Below are 13,805 nucleotides of genomic sequence, written 5' to 3'. Positions count from 1 at the left end.
GCAACTATGTCACTCACTGATCGTACCAAACCCTCAGACGTTAGCCTTAATACAGACTTGTATGAGCTCACGATGGCTCAAGGTTATTGGGAAGCCGGTCTTGTTAATGCAGAGGCATGCTTTACCGCATTCTTCCGCGAGAATCCCTTTAATGGTGGATTTGCAATTTCTTGTGGTACTGGTCAAATTGCTGACTTAGTTGAGAACTTTATCTTTGAAGACGATGATATTGACTACCTAGCAAGCATTAACTCTCCTGGTGGCGGTCGTCTCTTTAAGCCAGCGTTTTTGGAGTTTTTGTGCAACCACAAGCTCAATGTAACCATTGATGCAATCCCCGAGGGAGAGCTTGTTTTCCCACGTGAGCCTATGGTCCGCGTTGAGGGCTCCATTGTTGATTGCCAGCTCATTGAGACCGCCCTGCTTAACCTGGTCAACTTCCAGACTTTGGCAGCAACTAAGTGCGCTCGCGTTATCAAGGCTGCTCAGGGCAATCCCGTCTCTGACTTTGGTCTGCGTCGTGCGCAAGGTCCAGATGGTGGCTTGGCTGTTGCTCGCGCTTCCTATATTGCAGGTGCTTCAAGCACTTCAAATGTCCTTGCTGGCAAAATTTACGGCATTCCTGTTTTTGGTACCCACGCACACTCTTGGGTAATGTCGTTTGATACTGAGCTTGATGCCTTTAGGGCGTTTGCAAAATCTAGCCCAACTAACTGCTCACTTCTGCTTGATACTTATGATGTTCACGAAGGCATCAAGAACGCTATTATTGTGGCAAAAGAGATGGAAGAGCGTGGCGAGCGCTTGAATGCTGTTCGTATTGACTCCGGAGACCTTGCGCGCCTTTCTAAGGAAGCTCGCAAGGCTTTTGACGAGGCTGGCCTTCCTTACATCAAGATTTCTGTTTCAAATGATCTTGACGAGTACACCATCCAGTCGCTCTTTGCTCAGGGCGCACCTATTGACGCCTTTGGTGTTGGTACCAAGCTTGCCACCTGCGATCCTCAGCCTTCGCTTGGCGGCGTCTATAAGCTCACCGCTCGTCGTCAGTCTGCTGCTGAGCCTTGGACTCCTGTTATTAAGCTGTCCGAGATGGCTTACAAGCGTACCGTCCCAGGCATTCAGCACATTCGCCGCTTCTATGATGCAAACGGCTGCCCTGCAGGCGACATGATTTTTGACCCAGATTACCTGGTAACCAAGAGTCCAGAGTCTAAGGCAACTGTTGTCGACATTATTGACCCGTATTCAACCCACAAGCTTGAAGGAACTTCTCGCGAGCTGATGGTAAGGCTGGTAGAAGGCGGCAAGCGTGTAGGGGAGAGCGAGTCTATTGAGGTTGCGCGCGATCGCTGTCACGCAGCGCTTATGCGTCTGGATGCAGCGTATACACGTTTCTTGAACCCTCAGATTTATCCTGTGGGTCTTGAGCGCGGTCTGGCCAATTTGCGTCACGAACTTGCTGCTCAACATCAGGTAAAATCTTCCGAGGAAACTGAGTAGTCCTTTAGAAGCTACACAACCAACTACGTAATTACGCTGCACACGTGCATTGAATTTAAAGGAGAACCATGCGCGAGAAGATCGAGGAACTTGTACGTCAAGCCTTGGCAGATGCCCAGGCTGCGGGTGAGTTGCCTGAATTCCAGATTGATGATGTGGGACTTGAGCGCCCACAGGACTCATCAAATGGAGACTGGTCTTCTACGGTTGCAATGCGTTCTGCAAAGCTGGCACATAAAGCACCGCGCGATATTGCAGCAGCTCTTGTGGCACATATTGCCAAAGATGCTCAGATTGAGCGCGTTGAGGTTGCAGGTCCTGGCTTTGTAAACTTCTATCTGTCAACTGCTGCGGGCAATGAGATTTTTAATACTGTTCGCGAGCAGGGCGCAGACTTTGGCCGTTCTTCTTTTGGCGCCGGTCAAAAGGTCCAGGTAGAGTACGTTTCTGCAAATCCCGTGGGCCCTCTGCACATTGGTCATGGTCGTTGGGCGGCGCTTGGAGATTCTCTAAGCCGCATTCTTGCCTTTGCAGGCTATGACGTTGAGCGCGAGTACTACGTCAACGATCATGGCTCTCAGATGGACGTCTTTGGTCACTCCATATCTAAGCGTTATCTGCAGCTCATTGATATTATGCAGAAGCGCGACATTGACGCTGATGCAGCCGCACAGGTGCTTGCAGAAGATCGCAATGCTTACGTTGCAGATGAAGATGATGCTCATCCAGAGGAGCATCCGTTTACTGACGAGTTCATTAACTCTCTTGGCGGTAATGCATACGCTGGAGATTATATTGTTGACCTGGGACTTTTCTTCCTCAAAAATGACGGAGAGGTCTGGGCAGACAAATCTGAAGATGAGCGCATGGCAGAGTTCCGCGAGCGTGGTTACAAGATGATGCTCGAGTCCATCAAAAATACCTGCCACAACGCCCGCGCTGACTTTGATGTTTGGTTCTCTGAGCGCTCTCTATACGTTAAGGACGACCAGGGTAAAGATGCCGTTGATCGTGCGCTTGATGCTCTGGATAAGCTTGGCTACCTGTACCGTTCTGATGAGGGCGCGCTGTTCTTCCGTTCCACTGATTTTGGTGACGATAAGGACCGTGTACTCATCAAAACAAATGGTGAGTATACCTATTTTGCTTCCGACGTTGCGTACCACTGGAACAAGTTCCAGCGTGTCGACCACGTTATTGATATTTGGGGAGCAGATCATCACGGATATATTCAACGAGTCCGCTCTGCTGCAACGGCTCTTGGTTACCCAACTCAGTTTGAGGTTTTGCTTGGACAGCTTGTTAACCTGCTCAGAAACGGTGTCGCCGTCAGAATGTCTAAGCGCAAAGGAACTGGTATCCATTTTGACGAGCTTCTCGCCGAGGTTGGTGTTGATGCAACGCGCTACACCCTTGTTTCAAAGTCTTCCAACCAGATGATTGACTTTGACATTGAGCAGGTAAAGCGTCAGGACAGCTCTAATCCTGTGTATTACGTTCAGTATGCTCACGCTCGTATTTGTTCTATTTTGCGCCGTGCTGCTGGCGTTGACCTTGATGAGGCAAAGGCACTTGGTATGGACGCTGTTGCAGATAAGGCTATTGGCTCTGAGGTTGATCTTGGGCTGCTCTCTGAAGACGCTGAGCAGGCTCTTGCTCGTAAACTCTTTGAGTTCCCAGGTCTTGTTGAAGGCTGTGCTCGCGATAGGGCACCATTCCGCATTACGCACTACATTGAAGAGCTTGCTGGTCAGTTCCATGCATTCTATACCGTCTGTCAGGTGCTTCCTTCTGAAGGACGCCCACTGGACGCAGAGCTTTCTAAGGCTCGTCTTGCTGCGTGTGATGCAACCCGTCGCGTACTTGCAATTGCTCTTGATCTGATTGGTGTTTCTGCTCCTGAGGCAATGTAAACGATAGCTAACTATGTTGTTTTGTCATGATACCGTGCAAGTATTGAATACCTGCACGGTATCTTTAGTGAATTCCTCCAGATAATTTCCACATTTCTGCGTTATGTAAAAAATTTTTTAATGTATAAAAGAGATAATAAAATTAATATTTATTACTTAAATTTTATATTTCAGCATATAAAAGCCTATTTTGATGTCATATAAGCACCATTTTCTAACATATTTTTGACTAACTATTGTTTTGTCCCCACGTTAACACGTGTTTTTTAGGGGTATACTCATTATGCGAGCAAATAGTAAATGGTTCGGGCATAAGAGTGGAGGTCTCTATGGAACTTCGCGAGTACATGTCCATTCGCAGGTCTTACAACTTGGTTAGAAGAGTGGTGCCTGCTAACAGACGACTCACGTTTGAAGAGTTTGCTATTTTGTGTCGCCTCAATGTGAAGGGCGCCCCTGTTAAGACTTCAGAAATTGCCGAGTATCAGAGTGCTCTTCGTCCTACGATTACTCATCGTACCTCGCACCTGGCAAGGCTTGGTTTCATCAAGAGAGATGAAGGCGCCATTGATCGACGCAACGTAGTGTGTATCATCACAGAAAAGGGTGTAGAAGCAGTTGAGGAGCTGTCCAAGCTTACCTGTGCTCGTATTGCACCCGGCCAGGCGCTTTCACGTACTTCGTTTGAGCGCATCGTCATGTATGTTGACGCTATGGGAGCGCTGTATTGCAGGGCAGCAGATATGGTGCTTCTTGCAATTCTAGATTCTCCTAAAGACGCTCTTTCAATTACAGAGATTGTTGACGCGCTTGGTCTTTTGCAGCCAACGGTTTCTATGTCTCTTACTGCTTTGGCAGAAAGTGGCCTGGTACAGCGCAAACATGACGATGCTCTTTCAAGAAGAGTAACTATGGTTGGGCTCACGCCTCAAGGCAAGACATATATCAAAGAAATCGTTCAGCAAATTGAAGATATTGTTGTAAAAAGAAAGAGCCGTACAGCTGTTTAAATTATTTATGCAGATTAAAGAAATCTAGAAGATGGGTTTCTCGAGGTTTAAGGGTTAGTGGTATAAATCCCCATTTGCCCGTTTTATGGTGAATTTTATTATTTTTTCATCATAAGGCGGGCATTTTCGTGGTATATTCCTTTTGGATTTGCACCTATTTGATTTTGTTTGTTATCCCTTCATCATATTTCTCACGTATTTTTACAGATTATTTTGATGAGCAAACAGAGAGGTTTGTACATGTCGGACGAAACATCTTCGGTCCAAAATGATTCTTTAAATGATGTAGAAAATACTCCAGCACCACGTAGGCGTGGTAGACCTCGTAAGAGTGAAAATAGTAATTCAGAAAATTCAACTTCAGAAAATACCAATTCTGAGGCAACTGAAGAAAAGGCCTCTAATTCATCTGCTGCAAAGCGTCGTCGTGGTCGTCCAACTAAAAAAGAGACTGAGGCTCGTCGTGCAGTAGAGGCTGTTGTGGCAGAGGCTATGAACGCAGCAGGCATTACAGAGCCACCAAAGCGCCGTCGTGGCCGTCCTAGCAAAGAAGAGATGGAAGAGCGTGCTCTTCATGAGCGTGCCCTTGAAGTTGCACAGGCAGAGGTTCTCGCTCAGGTCCAGGCAGGTGGCAAAGTTTCTTCTGACGTTGTAGATACTGATCGCCTTACCAAGATTGTTCAGGACGCAACTCAGCCTTCTGCAGAGGTAACCCCGGTTCCTGCCTTCACTAAAGCAGAGGCAGAGGGTGCAGTTGGCCAGAATGACAATGCGGGTCAGAAGAACTATGCTGAAGAGCAGGGAAGTGTTGAGCAGCAGGATGGTGCAGCTCTGGAGCAGACTTCTGGTGCAGTAGCAGATTCCGATGCAGCTCCAGCAGAGCGTCCAGGGCGTTCTCGTACGGGCGCAGCACGTCGTCGACATCGTAATGCTGAGCCAAAAGAAGCGGCTCAGGAGGGCGAGAAGACACAGGAAAACGCACACGCCAACAACCAGGAGCGTCCTTCTCGCGATCGTAGACAGAACAACCAGCGCAACAAGAATCGCAAGCAGGGCCAGGCAAGCGAGCCATCGCTTTCCAAAGAGGCTCTGCAAGAGATGAAACTTTCTGAGCTTCGTGCTAAAGCAACTGAGCTGGGCATTGAGTACGCAGGCGTTCATAAGTCTGATTTGATTGAGCTTGTATACGCCGCATCTGCAGCTGCTGAGGGCTTTAAGACTGTTGAGGGTATTCTTCAGATTAGCAACGAAGGCTACGGTTGGATTCGTACAGGTAATTACATGGAAGGCGACGACGACGCCTTTGTCCACCAGCAGATTATTAGAAATCTTGGTCTGCGTCCAGGTGATAGCGTTTTGGGCATGGTGGGACCTGCTCGCGTAAATAGCAAATATCCACCACTGCTTAAGGTTACCCAGGTCAACGGTGGGGAAGTTGAGGGTCTTAAGGACCGTCCTCGCTTCAAAGACCTGACTCCAATTTTCCCAGATCAGCCTCTTACAATGGAGCACGGTAAAGACTCCATTACAGGTCGTGCAATTGATTTGGTGGCTCCTATTGGTAAGGGTCAGCGTGGTTTGATTGTCTCTCCTCCAAAGGCAGGTAAGACCACCATTTTGAAGCGCATTTGCCAGTCTATTACCACCAACAATCCTGAGGTCCACCTCTTCTGCCTCTTGGTAGACGAGCGCCCTGAGGAAGTTACGGACATGGAGCGCTCCATTAAGGGCACTGTTGTTGCTTCAACTTTTGATATGCCAGCAGAGAATCACACCGTTGTCTCAGAGCTTGTCATTGAGCGAGCAAAGCGTCTGGTTGAGATGGGCCAGGACGTTGTGGTTATTCTGGACTCCATCACACGTCTTGCTCGTGCATACAACCTGGCTATTCCTGCTTCTGGTCGTATTCTTTCTGGTGGTGTTGACTCCGCAGCTCTGTATCCACCAAAGAAGTTCTTGGGTGCAGCTCGAAACATCGAGAACGGCGGCTCGCTTACTATTATTGCGTCTGCCCTGGTAGACACAGGCTCCAAGATGGATGAGGTTATCTTCGAGGAGTTCAAGGGCACTGGTAACATGGAGCTCAAGCTTGATCGAGACCTGGCAGATCGCCGTATCTTCCCAGCTATTGATCCTGTTTCTTCTGGTACTCGTAATGAGGATCTGCTTATTAAGCCAGAGCTTCAGCCTATGGTATGGGGCGTTCGCCGTATTCTTGCAGGCTTCAATAACACTGAGCGTGCAACTACTGCTCTTATCAGTGGTCTTAAGCAGACCGACAATAACCAGGACTTCCTGATTAGATCTGCAAAGAAGGCTGCACAGTCTGACTATCCACAGAATTAGTCAGATTTAAAGATGACGCAAGAAGTGCTTTCCAATCTATGTTGGGAGGCACTTCTTTTTTCTCACCATTTTTGGTGAATAACTGCCGAAGAATTATGAAAAAGTTTTAAAGACGCTGTAAAAAATAATGAATTACGCTATAGTCATTTCTAACAGCACAATTATGTGTTGCAGCGGATTATACAAAGATGAAATGAAGCCCACCCGTTGCTCACGTCGCCCGTATTGGGTTTAGTAGCATATGCAAATTTAGCGTGTGTCTTCATACATCTTCTTAGCGTTTGTAGGGGGAGTTTGTATGACAGAAGGTAGGAATCCGGCAGTAGTCGCCGGCCTGCTCAGTGGACTGGTTCTGGTAGCAGAGCCAGCATCTGCGTATGCCCTTACCGCTAATGAAATTCGTCAAACGCCTCTTGGTGCAATCTTTACAGGCATTGGAGTGGGACTTGCTGCGGTTGCAGTCATTTCTGGTGCGGCCTTGGTAGTTTCTCGCGCGGTAAATCGTGGCGAGAAAATCGATGAAGTAGAAGCAAAGGGCCAGTCAGCTGCAACGTTCCGGAGCTCAGATGAGGCTCTATCTTCAAAGCAGGTCTCAGCTGCATCGAACTTCTCGCCAGAAGAGAGCATTGTGATTCCGCTGGACTCTTCAAGGCGCTCGATTGCTGCGTACAAGCCAAAGCACATGAGGGCTTCTCAGTGGGATATGACTGGTTCCATCCGTGTTCAGTCTGCTGAGCTGCCTGTCCAGCCTGCCAAGTTACCTGCAAAGAAGGCGCAGATTGTAAGCACGACTGCTGAGGGTGTTCTTCCCGTTCGTGCAAAGAAGGCTCCTGCGCACTCTACAAACGACTACGCGCAGATTGCAGAGAACTACACCAAGCTTTTGAGCTGGCGCGAGCGTACCGTTGCACGTGCAAAGGGTGCTGCTGCGGTACTTCTTGAGCGCTTAGGACAAGATCCTATGGACGGCCTGCCTATTATCGAGCGTGCTGACGGAACAGTTGGTGACGTTGGTACTGCTTGGTGGACTAAGGCTGTGGGCGAAGAGTCCATTACGCGCGATTTTGGTATTGCTGAGATTGGTGCCGAGGCTATTCCTGAAGACTTTACTAACCATGCTGCTGATATTTCTAGCCGTATCTCTTACGTTGACCAGGGAGTATTCCCTGAGAAGCGTACGATTGACGAGCTTGAGCATGCTGATGATTGGACGCTTGCGCTGGCTGCAATGGATGAGCACCTGGCTCGCCATGATCAGCAGCAGATGTGCAAGTACCATCCAGTGCAGCTGCCGCTCATTGGTCAGGCTGCTGCTGAGGCAGAAGCTGCAAGCTCGGTGGAGTTGTCGGGTGCAAAACCTGCTACGTCTCACAAGGTTGCCGCAGCTCAGATGCGTCCTTCTCGCGAGCCAAACTACGCTGGTGTGGTTGCGCAATCAACCGCAATGCCGCTGATCAAGGCTACAAACGATACGTCATCGCATGTTCAGGACATCTTTGACGCGGTTGAGCGCGAGATGGCAGCTGAGCTTCAGGCGGCTGACGAGAGACCAACGCGCGAGCTGCTTCGCCTTATTGAGGGTGGCACCAGCAAGATGAAGAAGATTTCTTCGCTTGATCTTGGCGAGAAGACCAGCGCAGACAAGGCCTCTTACAAGCCTCGTCACTTTGCTGGTGAGCTTCCGCTGGTACGTGAGGCGTAAGTAGCTCACGTAGGCTAGCTGCGGGTAGTCAGAAGACAACCTCGCAACCGTCGCGAAAAGCTGGAGCTCGTAGAAACATCCGGTTTCTCTAAAATTATTTCAAGTTAGATAACATTTTTTGGCTGTGGTTCTTTTTTAAGGGCTGCAGCCATATTGTGTTGTGTCACATACTCAACGCTATGGAGAAAAGGAGATGAATATGGCACATAAGCTAACGCGACGACGCTTTTTGGAGGTGGCCGGGACCATTGCGGGGTCGTTTGCTCTAGCAGGTTGTTCGCCAAAGAACCAAGACCCTAACTCCATTTACGTTGGCGTGATGGGACCGTATACCGGCGACGTTGCCCAGTATGGCCTTGCGGTGCGTAGCGGCATTTTGCTGTACCTCAAGGAATTCAACAAGAATGGTGGAGCTGGTGGCCGCAAGATTGTCCCTATTGCAGAGGACGAGAAGGGCGATTCAACTGAGGCTATTCTTGTTTATAACAAGCTGCTTGACGAGAACGTCTGTGCAATTCTAGGTGACGTTACCTCAACGCCAACCATTGCACTGGCACAGAAATCGGTTCTGGACAACATTCCTTGCGTAACGGCATCTGCAACAGCAGAAGACGTTGTTGCTCACGGCAATAACATGTTCCGCGCTACTGTCACCGACCCATTCCAGGGCGTTGTTCTTGCAGAGTTTGCTAAAAAGCAAGGCTATCAGCGTGTAGGAACTATCTTTAACTCTGGTGGCGATTACGAGATTGGCGTAAACAACGCATTTGTCCAGAGGGCTCGTGAGTTGGGCATTGAGGTTGTATCCCAGCAGGGCTATCCAACGGGAGCTGTTGACTTTAACGCCCAGCTTACCAGCATTATTGGACTGGATCCTGATGCCATTTTGGCTCCAAACTATTACCAGGATAACGGCAAGATTGTGACGCAGGCTCGCCAGCTTGGCTGCAAAAAGCCTTTTATGGGCGCAGATGGTTGGGCAGGCATCATTGGCGGCGAGCAGGACTATGCTTCTGCGGCTGACCTTGAAGGATGCTTCTATTGCTCTGCCTTTGTTGCTTCAAACCCAGATGAAAAAGTTCAGCATTTTGTTAAGGCTTATACCGAGGAATACGGTGAGGCTCCAACTAACTTCTGTTCTTTGGGCTATGACGCCGCAATGATTCTTTGCTCCGCTCTTAAGACTGTCGAGAAACGTGGTTATACCTATAACTCTAATGAGTATAGGCAAGCCACTATTGATGCGATTGCATCTGGTGTGGTCGAAGGTGTTACTGGAACCCTTTCATATCAGGGAACAGGTGACCCAGTAAAGTCCACCTTGATCATTACCTTTAAAGATGGCAAAGAGTCCATCTATGACACGATCAATCCTTCATAGAAAAGAGAACCTCAGATGTTTTTGACTCAGGTGCTCAATGGACTTCAATTGGGCAGTATTTACGCACTGGTGGCGCTTGGTTACACAATGGTGTACGGCATCATCTTGCTTCTTAACTTTGCACATGGTGACATCATCATGTTTGGCTCCTACGTTGCTTGGATTGCGCTTGTTCAGTTAGGGCTCAATCCTGCAATCGCCGTTCTTCTCGCCATTTTTGGTTGTGTTGTGCTGGGCGTTCTTATTGATAAGGTTGCCTATGCACCACTCAGAGAAGCTCCAAGGCTTTCTATTCTGATCACCGCAATTGGTGTCTCTTACCTGCTTGAGAACGGCGTTCAGCTACTCCTGGGTGCTGACGCTAAGGTTGTCCCAAGCATCATTGACCTGGGAACTGTTCAGGTATTTGGTTCGACACTCTCCGGCACTGCACTTTTGACTGTTGCCGTTACTATTGTGGCAACCGTTGTTCTGACCCTTTTGGTTCAGAAGACTCGTCTTGGTAAGGCAATGCGTGCCGTTTCTGAGGATATGGGCGCTGCTCGTCTGATGGGTGTCAACGTCAATAGCACTATTAGCTTTACCTTTGCAGTTGGTTCCGCTCTGGCAGGCATTGCAGCTATTCTGTACTCCATGGCATACCAGCAGGTTTCTCCTACCATGGGCGTCATGCTGGGCACCAAGGCATTTGTTGCAGCAGTTCTTGGCGGCATTGGCTCCATTCCTGGCGCTGTTATTGGCGGCCTTATTGTTGGCTTCTCCGAGGTCTTTGTTGCGGCCTTTGGCCTGTCTGTCTGGCAGGATGCAGTAGTCTTCTTACTCTTGATTCTTGTTCTTGTTGTGAAACCAACTGGCCTGCTTGGCCGACCAGTTACCGAGAAAGTGTAAGGAGGCTCACATGACTAAAATGTATCCACGCGATAATAACCACAACCCCGTAATTGTCACTGGTTTTGGTGGAAAAGATGGTCAGCGTCGTGAGCTCACTATGCCTGCTCGCTATGCCATCAATGCAATTCTTGTTGCACTCTTTGTCTTTGGTGGAAACTTCCTGGTAGGAGAGGGCCTTATTTCTCGCTATCAAACCGTTGTTTTTGAGCAAATTGGCGTGTATGTTCTGATGACCGTTTCTCTGAACATTGTTACTGGTTATCTGGGACAGCTTCCTTTGGGCCACGCTGGCTTTATGTCCATTGGTGGTTATGCCTGCGCAATCTTTTTCATTCGCATGATGCCACTCTTTGGCCTGGATGCTCAGTCCATGGCCTCAGGCTCTACACCTGCAGTTATTCTTTTTGTTGTGGGCCTTTTGTTTGGCGGCATTTGCGCCGCTCTGATGGGCGTGGTTATTGGTATTCCAGCACTTCGTCTTCGCGGTGATTACCTGGCCATCATTACTCTGGGCTTTGCAGAGATTATCCGCGTTGTCCTGGTAAACATTGACTCTGCTCTTGGCTTCAAGCTTACTGGTGGCGCATCTGGTCTCACGGGTATTCCTGCATATACGGGTTACCTGAACACAGCAATTGTTGTTTCGCTTGCCATCTTTGCTATTCATACTCTTATGAAGTCTAGACATGGACGTGCTATTCTCGCCATCCGCGATAACGAGATCGCTGCAGAGGCATCAGGCGTTAACACCACGTATTACAAGACCCTTGCCTTTGTTTTCTCTGCATTTCTTGCTGGTATTGCAGGCGGCCTTTACGCGGGCTGCATCGGCGTTATGGCGCCTGCCAAGTTTGGCTTCATGAAGTCCGTTGAGATCCTTGTTATGGTTGTTTTGGGCGGCATGGGCTCTATGTTTGGTTCCGTTGTGTCCGCAACTGTCCTGACCGTACTCCCAGAGGCTCTACGTGCCTTTGCTGACTACCGCATGGTTGCTTATGCAATCGTGCTGATTCTGGTCATGATCTTCAGACCAGAGGGTCTGTTTGGCTCCTATGACTTCTCGCTGTCTCGCATTATTGAGCGAGTCATGAACAGGGACTTCCCTTGGAACAATGATGACTCGGACGAGCAGACAGACGTGCAGGTCAACGCGAAGGCAGGCGTTCAGGCAAATGAGCAGGCGGATACGCAGGTAGAAGCCACAACTGATTCGAAGGAGGCGTAAGAGCGATGGCAACTAAAAACACTACAAAACTTATTAGGCAAGAGTCTCCTAACCTCATTCCTGAGCGAGACCTTGGTGCAATTCCAGTTCTTCAGGCTGAGCACCTTGGCATTGACTTTGGTGGCTTGACTGCTGTTAACGACTTCAACATTGCTCTTGGTCCTACCGAGATCTCTGGCATCATTGGTCCTAACGGTGCAGGTAAAACAACTGTTTTTAACTTGCTTACCTGTGTCTATAAGCCAACCCGTGGTACCGTAATGATTGACGGCTACGACCTTGCTGGTAAAAGCGTTGTTGAAGCAAATCATATGGGTATTGCCCGCACCTTCCAGAACATTCGACTGTTCAACAACATGACTGTTATGGAGAACATTCAGGTTGGTCAGGGTAGCCACATGACGTCTCATTTCTTTGAGGACGTCCTTCGTCTTCCAGCTCACTGGAAGCAGGAGAAAGAGAGCGCCGATAACGCCCGCGATCTGCTGCGCATTTTTGGTATGGAGAACCTTGCAAATAACCTTGCAGGCAACCTGCCTTATGGTGCTCAGCGCAAGCTTGAGATTCTTCGCGCTCTGGCAACGCAGCCTAAGATTTTACTGCTTGACGAGCCAGCTGCAGGTATGAATCCAGCAGAGACTGACGAGCTTATGGAGAATGTCCTTAAGATTCGTGATGATTTCAAGATTGCTGTTCTTCTCATCGAGCATGATATGAAGTTTGTTATGGGCATTTGCGAGGGTTTGGCCGTTCTTGACCACGGCAACATCATCGCAAAGGGAACGCCAGAAGAGGTTCAGAACAACCCTCGCGTTATCGAGGCATATCTTGGAAAGCAGGAGGTGCGCTAATGGCCGCTGAAACTACAAACACCCAGGCAGCAGGCGCAGAAAAAACCCTGCTGTCCGTCAAGGATCTTAATGTTTCTTACGGTGCTATCCGTGCAGTTCAGGGTATCTCTTTTGACATCCATGAGGGCGAGATTGTTACCCTTATTGGTGCAAACGGTGCAGGTAAATCAACTACGCTGAACACCATTGCTGGTTTGGTAAAGCCTGACTCTGGCACCATTACGCTTGACGAGAAAAACCTTGTAGGTCAACGCGCTCACAAGATTGTTGAGGCCGGCCTGGCATTGTGTCCTGAGGGCCGCCGTGTGTTTTCTCGCATGAGTGTTGCTGAAAACCTTGAGATGGGCGGTTATACACAGCCCGATTCACAGAACGCTAAGACCGTCAAGATGGTCTACGAGCATTTCCCACGTCTTCGCGAGCGCAAGAATCAGCTGGCAGGAACGCTGTCTGGTGGCGAGCAGCAGATGCTTGCTATGGGTCGTGCTCTGATGAGCAGGCCAAAGCTTTTGATGCTCGACGAGCCTTCCATGGGTCTGGCTCCTCTTCTGATTGAGGAAATCTTCCAGATCATTCGCCAGCTCGGCGATGCAGGAACCACCATTTTGCTGGTTGAGCAGAACGCTAATATGGCACTTAAGGTTGCTGACCGTGCATACGTTCTTGAGCTTGGTAAGGTTGCTAAGCATGGCACCGGCCAGGAGCTTCTCCACGACGATGACGTTCGTAAGGCTTACCTCGGCGCATAACGGCGACTAATGGCAAATGTGCTTTGACGTCAACGTACCTTAAACGTTAGCCCGGCTCCCACACAACGTAGGAGCCGGGTTTTGTTGTCATGTCTGAACAGTTTGCCTGAAAAGCGCACCATATCTGAGCTATTTGCCGGTTTTTCTCGCCAAGTCTGAGTTAATTTACTCAGACTTGATGTAGTTTTCAGGCTCGCAAAATTTGGCGCGGCGCAGCCTTTCTTCACGCGCCTG

The 13,805-nt window shown here is 49.1% G+C and carries 10 protein-coding genes; all 10 read left to right on the top strand.

The features are described 5' to 3' along the window. Positions 1-6 precede the first annotated feature (6 nt). The 10 genes from HMPREF1647_RS02355 (at position 7) to HMPREF1647_RS02310 (ending at position 13,571) form a co-directional block, all read left to right on the top strand. Positions 7-1,503 carry a nicotinate phosphoribosyltransferase gene (locus tag HMPREF1647_RS02355; RefSeq protein WP_035431741.1) on the top strand — a complete coding sequence of 499 codons (1,497 nt, stop codon included), beginning with the start codon at positions 7-9 and terminating at the stop codon, positions 1,501-1,503. Positions 1,504-1,571: 68 nt separating this feature from the next. Beyond that, positions 1,572-3,416 carry an arginine--tRNA ligase gene (gene argS / locus HMPREF1647_RS02350; RefSeq protein WP_035431739.1) on the top strand — a complete coding sequence of 615 codons (1,845 nt, stop codon included), beginning with the start codon at positions 1,572-1,574 and terminating at the stop codon, positions 3,414-3,416. Positions 3,417-3,745: 329 nt separating this feature from the next. Then, positions 3,746-4,426: a MarR family transcriptional regulator gene (locus HMPREF1647_RS02345; RefSeq protein ID WP_035431737.1), complete on the top strand. Its 681-nt coding sequence runs from the start codon at positions 3,746-3,748 to the stop codon at positions 4,424-4,426. 240 nt (positions 4,427-4,666) lie between these two features. Next, a complete protein-coding gene (gene rho, locus HMPREF1647_RS06795) occupies positions 4,667-6,772 on the top strand; it encodes a transcription termination factor Rho (protein ID WP_052039098.1) in 2,106 nt (701 codons plus the stop codon). A 298-nt stretch (positions 6,773-7,070) separates the two neighbouring features. Further along, positions 7,071-8,474 (top strand): hypothetical protein, encoded by a 1,404-nt coding sequence (locus HMPREF1647_RS02335; RefSeq protein ID WP_035431735.1) that lies wholly within the window; start codon positions 7,071-7,073, stop codon positions 8,472-8,474. A gap of 199 nt (positions 8,475-8,673) precedes the next feature. Continuing rightward, the gene (locus HMPREF1647_RS02330) at positions 8,674-9,855 is read left to right on the top strand and encodes an ABC transporter substrate-binding protein (protein ID WP_035431733.1); all 1,182 of its coding nucleotides are present in this window, start codon (positions 8,674-8,676) and stop codon (positions 9,853-9,855) included. Positions 9,856-9,870: 15 nt separating this feature from the next. After that, positions 9,871-10,743 carry a branched-chain amino acid ABC transporter permease gene (locus HMPREF1647_RS02325; protein ID WP_035428101.1) on the top strand — a complete coding sequence of 291 codons (873 nt, stop codon included), beginning with the start codon at positions 9,871-9,873 and terminating at the stop codon, positions 10,741-10,743. A 10-nt stretch (positions 10,744-10,753) separates the two neighbouring features. After that, positions 10,754-11,971 (top strand): branched-chain amino acid ABC transporter permease, encoded by a 1,218-nt coding sequence (locus tag HMPREF1647_RS02320; RefSeq protein WP_035431732.1) that lies wholly within the window; start codon positions 10,754-10,756, stop codon positions 11,969-11,971. Between the two features lie 5 nt (positions 11,972-11,976). Beyond that, complete coding sequence (locus HMPREF1647_RS02315; protein ID WP_035431730.1) at positions 11,977-12,822, top strand: ABC transporter ATP-binding protein; 846 nt, start codon at positions 11,977-11,979, stop codon at positions 12,820-12,822. Beyond that, a complete protein-coding gene (locus HMPREF1647_RS02310; protein ID WP_052039097.1) occupies positions 12,822-13,571 on the top strand; it encodes an ABC transporter ATP-binding protein in 750 nt (249 codons plus the stop codon). Before HMPREF1647_RS02315 ends, HMPREF1647_RS02310 begins: the two co-directional genes overlap by 1 nt. Positions 13,572-13,805 lie beyond the last annotated feature (234 nt).

Source organism: Lancefieldella parvula DNF00906 (assembly GCF_000758945.1).
Taxonomy (GTDB): Bacteria; Actinomycetota; Coriobacteriia; order Coriobacteriales; family Atopobiaceae; genus Lancefieldella; species Lancefieldella parvula_C.
This window is presented reverse-complemented; position numbering and strand designations above follow the sequence as displayed.

What these genes read in the sequence shown, in the direction of transcription:
- HMPREF1647_RS02355 (WP_035431741.1), top strand. Translation starts at nt 7, where the DNA reads ATGTCACTCACTGATCGTACCAAACCCTCAGACGTTAGCCTTAATACA.
- argS (WP_035431739.1), top strand. Translation starts at nt 1,572, where the DNA reads ATGCGCGAGAAGATCGAGGAACTTGTACGTCAAGCCTTGGCAGATGCC.
- HMPREF1647_RS02345 (WP_035431737.1), top strand. Translation starts at nt 3,746, where the DNA reads ATGGAACTTCGCGAGTACATGTCCATTCGCAGGTCTTACAACTTGGTT.
- rho (WP_052039098.1), top strand. Translation starts at nt 4,667, where the DNA reads ATGTCGGACGAAACATCTTCGGTCCAAAATGATTCTTTAAATGATGTA.
- HMPREF1647_RS02335 (WP_035431735.1), top strand. Translation starts at nt 7,071, where the DNA reads ATGACAGAAGGTAGGAATCCGGCAGTAGTCGCCGGCCTGCTCAGTGGA.
- HMPREF1647_RS02330 (WP_035431733.1), top strand. Translation starts at nt 8,674, where the DNA reads ATGGCACATAAGCTAACGCGACGACGCTTTTTGGAGGTGGCCGGGACC.
- HMPREF1647_RS02325 (WP_035428101.1), top strand. Translation starts at nt 9,871, where the DNA reads ATGTTTTTGACTCAGGTGCTCAATGGACTTCAATTGGGCAGTATTTAC.
- HMPREF1647_RS02320 (WP_035431732.1), top strand. Translation starts at nt 10,754, where the DNA reads ATGACTAAAATGTATCCACGCGATAATAACCACAACCCCGTAATTGTC.
- HMPREF1647_RS02315 (WP_035431730.1), top strand. Translation starts at nt 11,977, where the DNA reads ATGGCAACTAAAAACACTACAAAACTTATTAGGCAAGAGTCTCCTAAC.
- HMPREF1647_RS02310 (WP_052039097.1), top strand. Translation starts at nt 12,822, where the DNA reads ATGGCCGCTGAAACTACAAACACCCAGGCAGCAGGCGCAGAAAAAACC.